11 protein-coding genes are annotated in these 13,870 nt (G+C 74.4%); 7 read left to right on the forward strand and 4 right to left on the reverse strand.

The genetic code is table 11. The annotated features are described in order from the left end of the window. Positions 1 to 29: 29 nt before the first annotated feature. Positions 30 to 824, reverse strand: a complete 795-nt coding sequence (locus OG509_RS05980) for a glutamate racemase (protein WP_406180736.1) — start codon at positions 822 to 824, stop codon at positions 30 to 32. Positions 825 to 982: 158 nt separating this feature from the next. On the opposite strand from OG509_RS05980, the gene OG509_RS05985 reads away from it, so the two are divergent. The 5 genes from OG509_RS05985 (at position 983) to OG509_RS06005 (ending at position 7,327) form a co-directional block, all read left to right on the forward strand. Continuing rightward, positions 983 to 2,152: a glycosyltransferase gene (locus OG509_RS05985; protein WP_406180737.1), complete on the forward strand. Its 1,170-nt coding sequence runs from the start codon at positions 983 to 985 to the stop codon at positions 2,150 to 2,152. Between the two features lie 258 nt (positions 2,153 to 2,410). After that, positions 2,411 to 2,926 (forward strand): DUF6643 family protein, encoded by a 516-nt coding sequence (locus OG509_RS05990; protein WP_403739850.1) that lies wholly within the window; start codon positions 2,411 to 2,413, stop codon positions 2,924 to 2,926. Between the two features lie 70 nt (positions 2,927 to 2,996). Next, a complete protein-coding gene (locus OG509_RS05995; RefSeq protein ID WP_406180738.1) occupies positions 2,997 to 3,821 on the forward strand; it encodes an MOSC domain-containing protein in 825 nt (274 codons plus the stop codon). A gap of 359 nt (positions 3,822 to 4,180) precedes the next feature. Beyond that, positions 4,181 to 4,717: a hypothetical protein gene (locus tag OG509_RS06000; protein WP_406180740.1), complete on the forward strand. Its 537-nt coding sequence runs from the start codon at positions 4,181 to 4,183 to the stop codon at positions 4,715 to 4,717. Positions 4,718 to 4,849: 132 nt separating this feature from the next. Then, a complete protein-coding gene (locus OG509_RS06005; RefSeq protein WP_406187480.1) occupies positions 4,850 to 7,327 on the forward strand; it encodes a right-handed parallel beta-helix repeat-containing protein in 2,478 nt (825 codons plus the stop codon). On the opposite strand, the gene OG509_RS06010 is transcribed toward OG509_RS06005, so the two are convergent. Next, complete coding sequence (locus OG509_RS06010; protein ID WP_406180742.1) at positions 7,251 to 9,809, reverse strand: hypothetical protein; 2,559 nt, start codon at positions 9,807 to 9,809, stop codon at positions 7,251 to 7,253. The genes OG509_RS06005 and OG509_RS06010 overlap by 77 nt on opposite strands. A 220-nt stretch (positions 9,810 to 10,029) precedes the next feature. On the opposite strand from OG509_RS06010, the gene OG509_RS06015 reads away from it, so the two are divergent. Beyond that, the gene (locus OG509_RS06015) at positions 10,030 to 10,527 is read left to right on the forward strand and encodes an SRPBCC family protein (RefSeq protein ID WP_406180744.1); all 498 of its coding nucleotides are present in this window, start codon (positions 10,030 to 10,032) and stop codon (positions 10,525 to 10,527) included. Positions 10,528 to 10,561: 34 nt separating this feature from the next. Here OG509_RS06015 and OG509_RS06020 read toward each other — a convergent pair whose 3' ends face one another. Next, positions 10,562 to 11,698 (reverse strand): PLP-dependent cysteine synthase family protein, encoded by a 1,137-nt coding sequence (locus OG509_RS06020; protein ID WP_406180745.1) that lies wholly within the window; start codon positions 11,696 to 11,698, stop codon positions 10,562 to 10,564. Between the two features lie 198 nt (positions 11,699 to 11,896). On the opposite strand from OG509_RS06020, the gene OG509_RS06025 reads away from it, so the two are divergent. After that, positions 11,897 to 12,421 carry an ATP-binding protein gene (locus tag OG509_RS06025; protein WP_385573934.1) on the forward strand — a complete coding sequence of 175 codons (525 nt, stop codon included), beginning with the start codon at positions 11,897 to 11,899 and terminating at the stop codon, positions 12,419 to 12,421. A gap of 78 nt (positions 12,422 to 12,499) precedes the next feature. On the opposite strand, the gene OG509_RS06030 is transcribed toward OG509_RS06025, so the two are convergent. Then, the gene (locus OG509_RS06030) at positions 12,500 to 13,837 is read right to left on the reverse strand and encodes an ROK family protein (protein WP_406180746.1); all 1,338 of its coding nucleotides are present in this window, start codon (positions 13,835 to 13,837) and stop codon (positions 12,500 to 12,502) included. Positions 13,838 to 13,870: the final 33 nt, after the last annotated feature.

The following is a 13,870-nucleotide window of genomic DNA, read 5'->3' on the forward strand; positions in this document are numbered from 1 at the left end:
TAGGACTTTGCGGACACCCCCTGGCGGGGTCAGCGCCCGACGGCCGCGCCCTCGCCCGCGAGCAGCCGCCCTTCGGCGTACCCGAGCGCGGCGGCGGGGAGCGCGCCCTCCTCCCCGCTGAGCAGGACGGTCAGGGTTCCGGTACGCGGCAGGCCCGGTTCGGGGAGGGCGCCGAGACGGCGCAGCGCCTGTACGGCGACGGCCTCGGCGGAGCCGTGGTAGCGAAGCTCGGCGCCGCCGGTCCGCTCGGCCAGGGCGGCCCGGATGGGCGTCTCGACGAGCTCGTAGTGCGTGCAGCCGAGGACGACGTCGGTGACGTCGGCCGGGGTCAGCGCGGCGGCCGCGGCAACCGTCGCCGCGACGGCGCTGTCGTCCCCCGCCTCGACGGCGTCGGCGAGTCCCGGGCAGGGCACCTCGGTGACCCGGGCCCCGGTGGCGAAGTCACGGATCAGTCCGCGCTGGTAGGGGCTGCCGGTGGTGGCGGGGGTGGCCCAGATGGCCACGCGCCCGCCCGGTGCGGCGGCGGGCTTGATCGCCGGCACGGTACCGATCACCGGGATCCCGGGTTCGAGCTCGGCCCGGAGGGCGGGCAGGGCGTGCACGGTGGCGGTGTTGCAGGCCACGATCAGGGCATCCGGCCGGTGCCCGGCGGCGGCCCGGGCCACACCGAGGGCCCGTCCGGTCAGATCGGCGGGCGTACGAGGCCCCCAGGGCATGCCGGCGGGGTCGGAGGAGAGGACCAGATCGACGTCGGGCCGCAGCCGCCGCATTGCGGCAGCCGCCGCGAGGAGGCCGATCCCGGAGTCCATGAGGGCGATCTTCACCTCGTCACCTTAATGGAAGCCCGCCCCCGAGGTCCGCCGACCCCGACCCGACGGACCCCGCGCCCGCCCCACCGCCACGCCCCGCCCCGCCTCGCCTCGCCTCGCCTCGCCTCGGCCAAATCCACGACACCCCCCTCCGTCTTCGGCACACTGCCCGCATGGGCCTTCTCTGCGCCGCCTGCGCCTCCCTCGCCACCTGGATCTGGCTCACCTTCGCCCAGGGCATGTTCTGGCGGACCGACGTGCGGCTCCCGCCGCGTGGCGCCCCCGGCCGGTGGCCGTCCGTCGCCATCGTGGTCCCGGCCCGGGACGAGGCCGAGGTGCTGCCGTGCAGCCTTCCCTCGCTCATCGCCCAGGACTATCCCGGCGAAGCCGAGGTCATCCTGGTCGACGACGGCAGTACCGACGGCACCGGCGACCTCGCCCTGCGGCTGGCCGGGGAGCACCCCGGACTGCCCCTCACCCTGACCTCCCCCGGCGAGCCGGAACCCGGCTGGACCGGGAAGCTGTGGGCGCTGCGCCACGGGATCGCGCTCGCCCGGACCGCCCACGCCGCCGAGCCCGAGTACCTCCTGCTCACCGACGCCGACATCGCGCACGAGCCCGACAGCCTCCGCGAGCTGGTCGCGGCCGCGACCACCGCCGAGCTCGACCTCGTCTCACAGATGGCCCGCCTGCGTGCCGTCAGCCCCTGGGAGCGGCTCGTCGTACCGGCCTTCGTCTACTTCTTCGCGCAGCTCTACCCCTTCCGCCGGATCAACCGGCCGACCGGGCGGACCGCCGCCGCGGCCGGCGGCTGCGTCCTGCTGCGCACCGAGGCCGCCGTACGGGCGGGCGTGCCGGATTCGATCCGGCACGCCGTCATCGACGACGTCTCCCTCGCCCGCGCCGTCCGCCGCTCGGGCGGCCGGATCTGGCTGGGACTCGCGGAGCGGGTGGACAGCGTGCGCCCGTACGCCGGGCTCGGGGACCTGTGGCGGATGGTCTCGCGCAGCGCGTACGCGCAACTGCGCCACCAGCCGCTGCTGCTGGCCGGGACGGTGGCCGGGCTCGTGCTCGTCTACCTCGTCCCCCCGGCCGCCCTCCTCGCGGGACTGGCGACCGGGCACGCCGCCACCGCGTGGGCGGGCGGGCTCGCCTGGCTGCTGATGGCGGGCACCTATCTGCCGATGCTGCGCTATTACCGGCAGCCCGCAGCACTCGCGCCACTCCTTCCGCTCACGGCCCTCCTGTACCTCCTGATGACCGTCGACTCCGCCGTTCAGCACTACCGGGGCCGCGGCTCCGCGTGGAAGGGCCGAACCTATGCCCGCCCGAGTGACGCCTGAAACGGAAAACCACCCCCCGGCCCTCCCCGTTGCCGATGTCATCCCAGGTCATCGCATTGTGACGCTGCGTCAGTGGCAAGTCGGTGCAACAGCCAACCGGTGAGTACGAGTAGGAGCAACCCGGGGCGGAAGTGGCGAAATCGTGCACGTGAACAGGAAGTGAAGGGTGTGGCTCTGACCTGGGAATATGCAGGTCAGCGCGGTGTTCGTCACACCTCGCTATGGACCCGGTGAAGTCGTGGGCTTAACTTAGGTCCCATGACCTCCCCCCGCTCCACTTATGGCGGCGGTTACTACTCCGCGCCCTCCTTCCCGGACACCCCCATCTACGACTCCCTCGTCGCCGAACGCGGCACCCCGCAGATCGCCCCGATCCGCGTTCCGGCCGCGTACGACTCCCCGAGCTCCGGCTATTCGAGCGGCGGGTACCTCCCTGCCCTCGCCTCGTCGCTGCCCGCCCTGCCGGCCGCGCTGCCCCCGGCCATGCCGCAGCAGCAAGCCCCGGCGTACGGGTACCCGTACCAGCAGCAGGCACCCGCACCGATGCCCCTGCAGCAGGCGCCCGCTCCGTACATCCCGCAGCAGCAGCCGGCCGTGGCCCGCGCGGGCTACATGCAGCAGGCCCAGCCGCAGCAGCCCCGGCCGGTGGCCACGGGCACCGGGTACGAGGCGATGCGTCCGGCCGCACCGCGCCCGATGCAGGTTCCGGCTCCGGTTCCGGCCGCCTCGTACGAGGACCCGTACGGCCGCCCGTACCAGGGGCGCGGCTACTGACGGATCCGGTACTGACAGATCCGGGGACGCTCACTGGGGCGGGCGCGGGGGCTCCTGGCAGGATGCTCCCATGTCGAACTTGTACGTCCAGGCGCTCCACATCCATCCCGTCAAGTCGGTAGCGGGGACAGCTCCCGACGAGATGGCCGTGGAGCCCTGGGGTCTGTCCGGGGACCGGCGGTGGGCACTGGTCGACACCGAGGGCACGGTCATCACCCAACGCCAGCAGCCCCGGCTGGCGTTGGCTGCGGCGCGTCCGCTGGGGGGCGGCGCGGTCGCCCTGTCGGCGCCGGGCATGGCCGAGCTGGCCGTGGAGGTGCCGGAGCCGGGTCCGCTGGAGCCCGTCACCCTGTTCGGCAAGAAGATCGAGACCGTGGTCGCGGCGAGCGCCGCGGCCGACTGGTTCAGCGCCTACCTGGGGGTGCCGGCGCGGCTGGTGCACATGGACGACCCTGCCGTACGGCGGCCCGTCGACCCGCAGTACGCGCTGCCGGGCGAGACGGTGAGCCTCGCCGACGGCTATCCGGTGCTGCTCACGACCCTCGCATCGCTGGACGCGCTCAACTCGCTGATCGCACAGGGGGACCATCCCGAGGAGGGTCCGCTTCCGATGAACCGTTTCCGCCCCAATGTGGTGGTCGCCGGCGCCGAGGCGTGGGCCGAGGACGGCTGGCGGCGCATAGCGATCGGTGACGCCGTCTTCCGCGGGGCCCGGGAGTGCGGGCGGTGCATCGTCACGACCACCGACCAGGCGACGGCGCAGCGGGGCAAGGAGCCCCTCAAGACCCTCGCCCGGCACCGGCGGATCGGCAAGTCGCTGGCCTTCGGGCGGCAGCTGGTGCCGGTGCGGACGGGGACGGTGCGGGTGGGCGACGAGGTCCGCGTCCTGGAGTGAGCGGGGCGGCGGCGACCCCTCGGAATGACACCTTCGAGGGGCTGTGGGGGAACGCTGGAACCAAGCACCGTGAGCGGACCGTTGGTGCATTCGACGGCTGTGACAGGAAGGTGCGGAAGCAAGCTCGGCTACGACTGTGGCTACGGCTGCGGCTGAGCCCTCGCTTCCGGGACTTCATGCACCGGATCGGGTGACACGGCTGCCGCGCGTCCCGGAATGCGCCTTGCCCGGGGGTGCGGGAGGCTTGGACCGCAGGCAGACGGAGGCAAAGGGGGTGCCGGACCGTGTGGACAGCAACGGGTGTGTGGCGTTGGCGGCGCAATCCACTGCGCCGGCCGACTGATCTCTTCGAGGCATGGGTGGCGTTCGCCGCACTGGTGTGCGTCCTGCTGGTGGCTCCGGCCGTCGGCACGGTCGCGGGCCTGGAGGTGGACGGCACGCTGCAGCGGGCCGCGCGCGAACAGCGGCAGGAGCGGTACCTCGTCCCGGCGGTGGTGGTCCGGCCGGCCGTGGAGCCGCCCGCGGGGACGGAGGCCGATCCGTCGGCGCAGCGGCAGACCCCGCAGCGCACGCAGATCGTGGCGTCCTGGACGGCGCCCGACGGCAGCAGCCACCAGGGCACGGTGCCGGCCGCGGAGGAACCGCCGCAGGCGGGCGACCGGTTCCGGATATGGACCGATACGCAGGGCCGGCTCGTGGGGCGTCCCCTCGACGCGTCTTTGGCGAGCGCCCACGCGGCGGTGGTGGGCCTGGCCGCCGCGATCGGCGCGGCCGCGCTGGTGGAGACGGTCCGCCGCCTCGTCGTACGAAGGCTCATGCATCGTCGGTACATACGGCTGGACCGCGCGTGGGCGGCGGCGGGACCGGACTGGGGCCGGGCGGGCGCGGGCAGCTGACCTGGCATCTCACCGGCTCCGCGCGCGCTACGGTGGAGCGGCCGAAGTCGGTCGCCGCCAAGGCGGTGGGCGGCGGCGGTGGTTTCAGTGGCTTCGATGGCACGAGCACGAGGGCGGGGGCACGACAGCACCATGGCACAGGGCACGGTCCAGGTGACGCACGGCGGGTCTTCGCGGTGGCGGCGCCGCTCCGGTGAGTATCCGACGCTGGCCGCCGCGCTCGCCGTCGCGGGCGACGGGGATGTGCTGTCCATCGCTCCCGGCACCTACCGGGAGAACCTGGTGCTCGACCATGCCGTGACCCTGCGCGGGCCGGAGGGCTCGGTGGGGTCGGTACGGATCGCCCCGCTCGACGGGGTCGCGCTGACGGTGCGCGCCTCGGCCGTGGTCCAGGACCTGCACCTGGAGGGGCAGGACCGGGCGGCGCCCGCGCTGCTGGTCGAGGAGGGCTCGCCCGAGCTCATCGACCTGCGGGTCAGCACCCGGTCCGCGGCGGGGATCGAGGTGCGCGGCGGGGCCCGGCCCCTGGTGCGGCGGTGCACGGTGGAGAACCCGGCGGGCGTCGGGATCGCCGTACTGGACGGCGGTGGCGGGGTGTTCGAGGAGTGCGAGGTGGTGGCCGCCGGGCAGACCGGGGTCTCCGTCCGCGGCGGCGGGCGGCCGCGGCTGGAGCGCTGCCGGATCCACCACGCCTCGGGTGCGGGCATCGCGGTCACCGGCGAGGGTTCGGGCCTGGAGGCGCTGGGCTGCGAGGTGTACGAGATCAAGGGCACGGGGGTGCAGATCGCCGCGCGTGCGGCGGCCCGCCTCACGGACTGCTCGGTGCACCGCACTTCGACGGACGGGGTCACCCTCGACACGGACGCGGTGCTCACGATCGCCGGCTGCGACATCCACGACATCCCGGAGAACGCGGTGGACCTGCGCTCCCGATCCGTGCTCACGCTCAGCCGCACCACCGTCCGCAGGTTCGGCCGCAACGGCCTGTCCGTGTGGGATCCGGGTACCCGGGTGGATGCCGAGTCCTGCGAGATCCACGACAGTACGGGCGACTATCCGGCGGTGTGGATCAGCGACGGGGCCACCGCCTCGCTGAGCTCCTGCCGGGTGCACGACGTACCGGACGCGGTGTTCGTCCTGGACCGGGGCTCGCGCGCCGACGTGGTCGACAGCGATCTCTCCCAGGTGCGCAACACGGCCGTCTCGGTGAGCGACGGGGCCACCGCGCAGGTCGACGACTGCAGGATCCGGGAGGCGGCGACCGGGGCCTGGTTCCGCGACCACGGCAGCGGCGGCACCCTCGCCAACTGCACGATCGACGCGGTCCAGACGGGGGTGATCGTCACCAAGGGGGCCGATCCCGCGCTGGAGCGGTGCACGGTCAGTTCCCCCTCCGAGTCGGGGTTCTACGTGTCGGCGGGCGGCCGCGGCAGCTTCCAGTCCTGCCGGGTGACGGGCAGTTCCGGCTTCGGCTTCCACGTCATCGACGGCTGCCGCACCACGCTGACCCGCTGCCACACCGAGCGCTGCGCGCGCGGGGGTTACGAGTTCGCGGAGGACGGCCCGGTCGCCGAGGACTGCACCAGCGACGAGTCCGGATCACGGCTCGCCGCCCAGTCGGCGGGAGCCGGGACCGGGGCTCCGGCCGGTGAGCGCGCGGGGATCCGTACGGTCGGCGCGGTCCGGGGCCCGGCGGTGGAGGCGGCTCAGGTGCCGACCCCGCGCGGCGTGGCGGAGGCGGACCGGGAGTCGCCGGGGGCGGCGCGCGGCTCCGGCGAGGTGCTGGGGCAGCTCGACGGGCTGGTGGGCCTGGACAGCGTCAAGCGCGAGGTGCGGGCGCTCACCGACATGATCGAAGTGGGCCGGCGGCGGCAGCAGGCAGGCCTCAAGGCCGCCTCGGTACGCCGCCATCTGGTGTTCACCGGCAACCCCGGCACGGGCAAGACGACGGTGGCCCGGCTCTACGGGGAGATCCTGGCCTCCCTCGGTGTCCTGGAGCGCGGCCACCTGGTCGAGGTCTCCCGGGTGGACCTCGTCGGCGAGCACATCGGTTCCACGGCGATCCGTACCCAGGAGGCGTTCGACCGGGCGCGCGGCGGGGTGCTGTTCATCGACGAGGCGTACGCGCTGGCTCCGGAGGACTCCGGGCGGGACTTCGGGCGCGAGGCGATCGACACCCTGGTGAAGCTGATGGAGGACCACCGGGACGCGGTCGTGGTGATCGTCGCCGGGTACACGGCGGAGATGGACCGGTTCCTGACCGTCAATCCGGGTGTGGCCTCGCGGTTCTCGCGGACCATCACGTTCGGGGACTACGGGGCGGAGGAGCTGCTGCGGATCGTGGAACAGCAGGCGGAGGAGCACGAGTACCGGCTCGGGGAGGGCACCGCGAAGGCGCTGCTGGCGTACTTCACGGAGCTGCCGAAGGGGCCGGCCTTCGGCAACGGCCGCACGGCGCGGCAGACCTTCGAGTCGATGGTCGAGCGCCATGCGGGCCGGGTGGCGCAGCTCTCGGACCCGGGCACGGACGAGCTCACCCTCCTGTTCCCGGAGGATCTCCCGACACTTCCGACACTTCCGACCCTTCCGGTGCTGTCGACGCCTTGTTGACCCTGGGGCCGGGCACGGCCGGGGTGGCCGGATCCGGTGTGACGGGTGGGGCCGGTACTGCGCCTGCGGAGTGTGCGGCCGGTGCGTTGCCTTGCCCGGTCCGCCGGAACCGGGCAAGGCGGGCCGGTCCGGCCAGCCGCGCCAGGAGGGCGTCGCGCTCGGTGGCGAAGGCCGGGTCGGCCTGGTAGTCGAAATGGCCGAGGATCGGCGCGGGCAGCGGGTAGCGGGCGCTGCGCCCATACGCGAGCGGATCGGCCAGCGGCCCCCGGTCGACGGAGTCGGCGGGGCCCGGGGCCGGTGGGGCAGCTGGGCCTGGCGGGGTGGTGCCGGCCGGTGGGAGGACGGGGCCGCCGATCGGGTCCGTGGCGCGCCAGAGGTTGCGCCAGCAGTCGATGTCGGCGTGCAGCGCGGCGATCGGGCCCTGGCCGAAGTACGCCGGGAACCAGCGCCCGTAGAGCCGCCGGAGCGGGGAGCCGTACGTGAGCAGCGCGACCCGGCGGCGGACCTGCGGCGGCAGCTGCCAGACGGCGGCGGCCGCGAGGACACTGCCCTGTGAGTGGCCGGAGATGACCAGGCGGCCGCCGGTGCGGCCGGTCCAGCCGGTCATCCGCCACGTCAGGTCGGGGACGGCGCGCTCGGCGTAGCAGGGCGGTGCGAACGGATGGGCGGCGCGCGGCCAGAAGGTGCCGACGTCCCACAGCACGCCTATGGTGCGGCGGGCGGCGGGGTCCCGGTAGGCGCGGCGGCCCCAGGCGACGAACGCGGCGATGCCGAGGCCTATCAGCCAGGACCCGGCGTCCTGCGCCGCGCGGGCGGCGGTCTCCAGCAGCGGGTGGGCGCCGCGGGCCGCCTCACCCGGGACCTGCCCGCTGAGCCAGGCCCCGGCGAGGGCGCCCCCGCCGAGCAGCAGGGTGATCCCGGAGACCGCGGCCACGAACCAGGGCGCGGAGTCGGTGAGCGCGGCGGCGGCCCGGGCTCCGGCGATCCGGCGGCTGCGGTTCTCGTCGGGCGGCTCCCCGGGGTACTCGGCGGCCACCCCGGCGGCGAGCCGGCGCCGCGCGAGGACCCCCCGTACGGCGAACCAGGCCGCGAGCAGCGCCAGTACGAGGAGCAGCGGGGGCAGCACGGCCGCCTGCCAGGACAGCAGCACAGGCGGCGCGGGCACCGGTGCCCCGGCCGACGAGGGGGAGGCCCCGCCGTCCAGCCAGTCGGCGACCCGCTGGGCGACCCCGCCGGACATCACCCCGCCGAGGGCGCAGCCGAGCATGGCGATGCCGGGACCGCCGAGCCCGTACAGGGCGGTCGCCGGGTCGGGGGCCAGCCGGTACAGGCGGACGGCGACGGCGGCGAGCAGCAGGACGCAGCACCCCTGCCCGAGCATGAGCACGCCGAACGCGAAGTCGCCGGGGAGCCGCCCGGTGGAGGTCCACCCGGGGCGCGACCAGCCGGCGTAGAGCAGTACGGCGGCGAGCAGCGCGAGGGCGGAGCCGGGCAGCAGGGTGACGGCGGCCCGGTCGAGGCGGTGGTCGGCCCGGTCCTCGGTGCGGCCGCGCCGGCAGACGACCCAGGCGACGGCAACGGCCCCGGCGGCGAGCGCCGCCTCCACCGCCCAGCCGAGGGCTTCGAGTACGGGGCCGCCGCCGGCACGGCGGTCGTAGCGGGCGGTGGGCGCGGCGACGGCGGCCGCGACGATCAGCAGCCCGGCGGCGGTGTGCGCGGCGCGCAGCCGGGCCACGATGCGCCGCCCGTACCAGAATCCGGGCCGGCCGAGCGCGGGCGTACCGTCCGGCTCGGCGGCGAGGACGACGGTCTCCGCCGGCGGGGGCTGGGACTCGTACGCGCTCCACGTACGGTTCGACAGGTACCACAGCAGCCCCGTCAGCGCGGCCGGGACCAGCGCGCCGAGCGCGAGCCGCCGCCCCGGCTGGCCCCACCAGCCGCCCGGCTCCAGGAAACCGAGCCAGGACCGGGAGCCGGTGCAGGCGCCGGAGCCCGCGCACTGCCAGGCGAGGAGATCGAGCGCGACCTCGCAGGCGGCCGCGATCAGCAGCAGGGTGAGGCTGAGCGCGAGGACCCGTACGAGGACCCCGTACGTGCGCACCGCGCGCGGGGCCGGACCGGTGGCGGGCGCGGCCGGCCGGGCCCAGTGCGCGAGGTTGACCACCATGAAGGGCAGGAGCAGCAGCCACAGGGCGCGGGAGCCGTTGCCGGAGGTGAGCCGGGACCAGCAGTAGGCCTCGACCACGGGCCGGCCGGCGTACCACTCGGGGTGGGCCTCGGCGTCGACGTCCGCGGCGCGCCGGAACACGGCGGCGGTGGAGTCCCCGGTGATCCGCACGGTGCGCGGATCACCGAGCAGTTCCTCCGGGGGTGCGCCGTGGACTCCGTGCACGCGGAGTTCGAGGGCCAGGGGGCGTGGGGGTGTGAGGAGTTCGAGGGCCAGGGGATGCAGGGGCTGCGGGGGCTGGGGGTTGTCCGGCACGACGGCCTCCGCTCGCGGGGCGGGGTTCAGCGCACCTCCAGCATCCCGCGCCCCGCACCCCCTGCCTAGGGGGTGTCCGGGTGACCTTCGCGGCCGGGGCCTCGTACCGGGGCCTCCTACGCGGGCCCGCGTAGCGGCGTACGGGCGGCGGACATCTGACGGTCCGGCAGCTAAGGTACGCGGACGCACGTTCCACTGCGCACCCCCAGGAGGGACCGCCATGGCTCGCCGACTCCGCCCGGTGGGGCTGGACTTCATCGAGGACGCCCCGACCCGGCTGCGCTTCGCCGCACGGACGACGGCGGGGCCCGATGCCGTGTACCGGGCCCTGGCCGAGGACGTCGAGGGGTGGTCGCAATGGTTCGGGGCGGTGACCCTGGCCCGGCCGACGCACGGCGGCGCGGGCCGGGAGGTCCGGCTGGTCGGCGGGACCCGCTTCGAGGAGACGATCATGGCGGCGGATCCGGAGCGGCGTTACGCGTACCGGGTCGACGAGACCAACGCCCCCGGGATCCGCGCCCTGTTGGAGGAGTGGCGGCTCACCCCGGCCGACCCTTGCTCCGGCACCCTCGTCCGCTGGACGTTCGCGGTGGACGGACCGGCGCCGCTCCGGCTCGCCCTCACCGCAGCGCGTCCGCTCCTGGGGCAGTCGTTCCGGTCCGCGGTCCGCGCACTGGACGCCCGCCTGACGTCCCAGCGCCCGGCCGCCGGTCAGTGACACGGAGTTCGGGCCGGGGGCCCGGCCCGGCCGGTCAGGCCGTCGGCTCACGCCAGACGCCGGTCGCCAGCAGGGTTTCGAGGGTCTGCGTGTACGGGGCGATGTCCAGGCCCTGCGCGGCCAGCCACTCGTCCGAGTAGTACTTGTCCAGGTAGCGGTCGCCCGGGTCGCACAGCAGGGTGACCACGCTGCCCTTGCGGCCCTCGGCGACCATCTCCGAGATGATCTTCAGCGCGCTCCACACGCCCGTCCCGGTCGAGCCGCCCGCCTTGCGGCCGATGGCCTGTTCGAGGGCGCGGCAGGCCGCGACGCTCGCCGCGTCGGGGACCTTCATCATGCGGTCTATGGCTCCGGGCACGAAGCTCGGCTCCATCCGCGGCCGCCCGATGCCCTCGATGCGCGACCCGCAATCGCTGCTCGCGTGCGGGTCGTTGTTGGTCCAGCCGTCGAAGAAGCAGGAGTTCTCCGGGTCCGGGACGCACACCCGGGTGTCGTGCTGCATGTAGTGCACGTAGCGCGCGATGGTCGCGGACGTACCGCCCGTACCCGCCGTCGCCACGATCCACGCCGGCTCGGGGTAACGCTCCAACCGCAGCTGCTGGTACATCGATTCCGCGATGTTGTTGTTGCCGCGCCAGTCCGTCGCGCGCTCCGCGTACGTGAACTGGTCCATGTAGTGCCCGCCCGTGCGGGCGGCGAGCTCCGCGGACTCCTCGTACATCTTCATCGAGTCGTCCACGAAGTGGCATTCGCCGCCGTGGAATTCGATCAGCCGGCACTTCTCCGGGCTGGTCGTACGCGGCATGACGGCGATGAACGGGACGCCGATCAGCTTCGCGAAGTACGCCTCGGAGACGGCGGTCGAGCCGGACGAGGCCTCGATGACCGGGCGTCCGGGGCGGATCCAGCCGTTGCACAGCGCGTAGAGGAAGAGCGAGCGCGCGAGGCGGTGCTTGAGGGAGCCGGTCGGGTGCGTGGACTCGTCCTTGAGGTAGAGGTCGATGCCCCATTCCTCGGGGAGCGGGAAGCGCAGCAGGTGGGTGTCGGCGGAGCGGTTGGCATCGGCCTGAACCTTGCGGACGGCCTCCTTCAGCCAGGCGCGGTAGTCCGCGTCGCTACGGTCGACGTCGATTGTCGTAGCCGTCGTACCGGAGGTACGGGTGGTGCTCATGCGCCTTGCTCCTTCGTGCGTTCTTTCGCCCCCTGCTTTCGCAATGTACCTCCCTCACCTGCACAAACAGTCACTTTGAGTATCCATGCGGATCGCTTTCGATCGCGTTCGGTTGCATACACGGGCACCGTGGGTGACCCTGGTGGAGCATTACTGAGGGTGCAGCACCCGTAACACTCATGTCGGGGAGTCGCAGCCGTGATCAGTCATTCCCGCAGGCACTGCGTGGTCGAACTGCAGGCCTTGCCGTCCCGGATCGGACAGATCCGAAGGATCGTTTCAGCGCAATTGCGCCATTGGCAGCTCGATCCGCTCATAGACCGGGCTGCGCTCGGCGTGACGGAGCTGCTCAGCAACGTCCACCGCCATGCGCAGCCGGACAAGACCTGCACGGTCGAGATCGAGCTGCGGCTGGGGCGGCTCACCGTCTCGGTGTACGACAGCGATCCGCGGCTTCCCGTCCTGCGGGAGGCGGCCGCTGACGCGCTGGAGACCTGCGGGCGCGGGCTCGCGCTGGTCGCGGCCGTCAGCGAGGCCTGGGGGGCGCGGAACCAGGCCGACGGCCCCGGCAAGGTGGTGTGGTTCTCGCTCCGCGCCGCCCCGGTCGGCAGCGGCTCCAAGCCCGTACGGGAGCCCGCGCCGGCGGTGGTGGTCGCGGTGGACCCGAGCGCCCTCCCGGCAGCCGTGCCGGTGGCGGCCTCGGTCGGCGCAAGGCCCGGGTAGGGGTTCCGCCGCCACACCCCGCGGACCACGCCCCGGCGGCGGGCCCCGCCCGGCGCCGGGGCGTGGTCCGCGGGGTGCCTAAGCCACTGCCCCCAGCGTGCCCAGCGGGTCGTCCAGGACCGGCTGCCAGGCCAGCTCAGCGGCGCCCACCAGGCTGTTGTGGTCCAGGGTGCAGGGCAGGATCGGTACTCCCCCGCTGCGGCCCCACAGGCTGCGGTCCGCGACCACCGCGCGCAGCCGCTCCGGGTCCGCGTTCAGGAGCTCCCGGTGCAGCCCGCCCAGGATGATCCGGTCCGGGTTCAGGATGTTGACCAGCCCCGCGAGGCCCAGGCCCAGCCGGTCGATGAGCTCCTCGGCGGCCGCCCGTACCGCCGGCTGCGCGTACTCCTCGCCCAGCAGGTCGCGGGCCTGCTGGAGCAGCGACACCTCCGGGCCCGGGGTGCGGCCCGCCGCGGTCAGGAAGGCCAGTGGATCGGCTTCCACGTCCAGGCAGCCGCGGCTGCCGCAGTGGCAGGGCCGGCCCTCCGGGTTCACCGTGAGGTGGCCGACCTCCAGGGCCAGCCCCGAACTCCCGCTGTGCAGGCGCCCGTCCAGTACGAGAGCGCCGCCCACCCCGCGGTGGCCGGTGGCCACGCACAGCAGGTGCTGGGCGCTGCGGCCCGCGCCGTGCCGGTGCTCGGCGAGCGCGGCGAGGTTGACGTCGTTCCCGGTCAGGGCCGGGCCCTCGATCCCGGCCGCCTTCACGCACTGCGTGAAGATGGCCCGTACGGGAGCCCCGGCCGGCCAGGCCAGGTGCAGCGGGTTCAGCGCCGTACCTTCCGGCTCGGCGACCGCCGACGGCACCGCGAGCCCCGCGCCGATGCAGCGGCGGCCCGTCTCGGCGAGCAGGGCCGCGCCCGCCTCGACGACCTCGCCGAGCACCTGGGCCGGATCCGCGGAGACGGTGACCTTGCCGGGAGCGGTGGCCACGATCCGGCCGCCGAGGCCCACCAGCGCGGCCCGGAACCCGTCGGAGTGAACCTGCGCCGCCAGCGCCACGGGGCCGTTCTCGTCGATGGAGAGCCGGTGCGAGGGGCGACCCTGGGTGCCTCCGGCGCCGCCCGGGCGGGAGTCGACGCGGATCAGGCCCAGCGCCTCCAGCTCGGCGGCGACCGCCCCGGCCGTGGCGCGGGTGACACCGAGCTCGGCGGTCAGGACGGCGCGGGTCGGGGCCCGGCCCGTGTGGACGAGCTCCAGCGCCGGGCCGAGGGCGCCGCGGCCCCGCTCCAGCTTGGTCCTCGCCGAAGACGCAGCCGCGGACCCGGCCGAAGACGGTCCCGAAGACGCGGATTCGGCCGCCGACGCGGAAGACGCCGCGGACAGCGCGGACACCGCGGTCACATCCCCCACCCGCGGCGGGGCCCCGTTGCCGTTCATGAGAGCGATCCTCGCATGATCGGCGGTGTGCGC

Source organism: Streptomyces sp. NBC_01006, from assembly GCF_045162725.1.
Taxonomy (GTDB): Bacteria; Actinomycetota; Actinomycetes; order Streptomycetales; family Streptomycetaceae; genus Streptomyces.

Coding starts and splice junctions, on each gene's coding strand:
- OG509_RS05985 (WP_406180737.1), top strand. CDS start 983: ATGGGCCTTCTCTGCGCCGCCTGCGCCTCCCTCGCCACCTGGATCTGG.
- OG509_RS05990 (WP_403739850.1), top strand. CDS start 2,411: ATGACCTCCCCCCGCTCCACTTATGGCGGCGGTTACTACTCCGCGCCC.
- OG509_RS05995 (WP_406180738.1), top strand. CDS start 2,997: ATGTCGAACTTGTACGTCCAGGCGCTCCACATCCATCCCGTCAAGTCG.
- OG509_RS06005 (WP_406187480.1), top strand. CDS start 4,850: ATGGCACAGGGCACGGTCCAGGTGACGCACGGCGGGTCTTCGCGGTGG.
- OG509_RS06015 (WP_406180744.1), top strand. CDS start 10,030: ATGGCTCGCCGACTCCGCCCGGTGGGGCTGGACTTCATCGAGGACGCC.
- OG509_RS06020 (WP_406180745.1), bottom strand. CDS start 11,698: ATGAGCACCACCCGTACCTCCGGTACGACGGCTACGACAATCGACGTC.
- OG509_RS06030 (WP_406180746.1), bottom strand. CDS start 13,837: ATGAACGGCAACGGGGCCCCGCCGCGGGTGGGGGATGTGACCGCGGTG.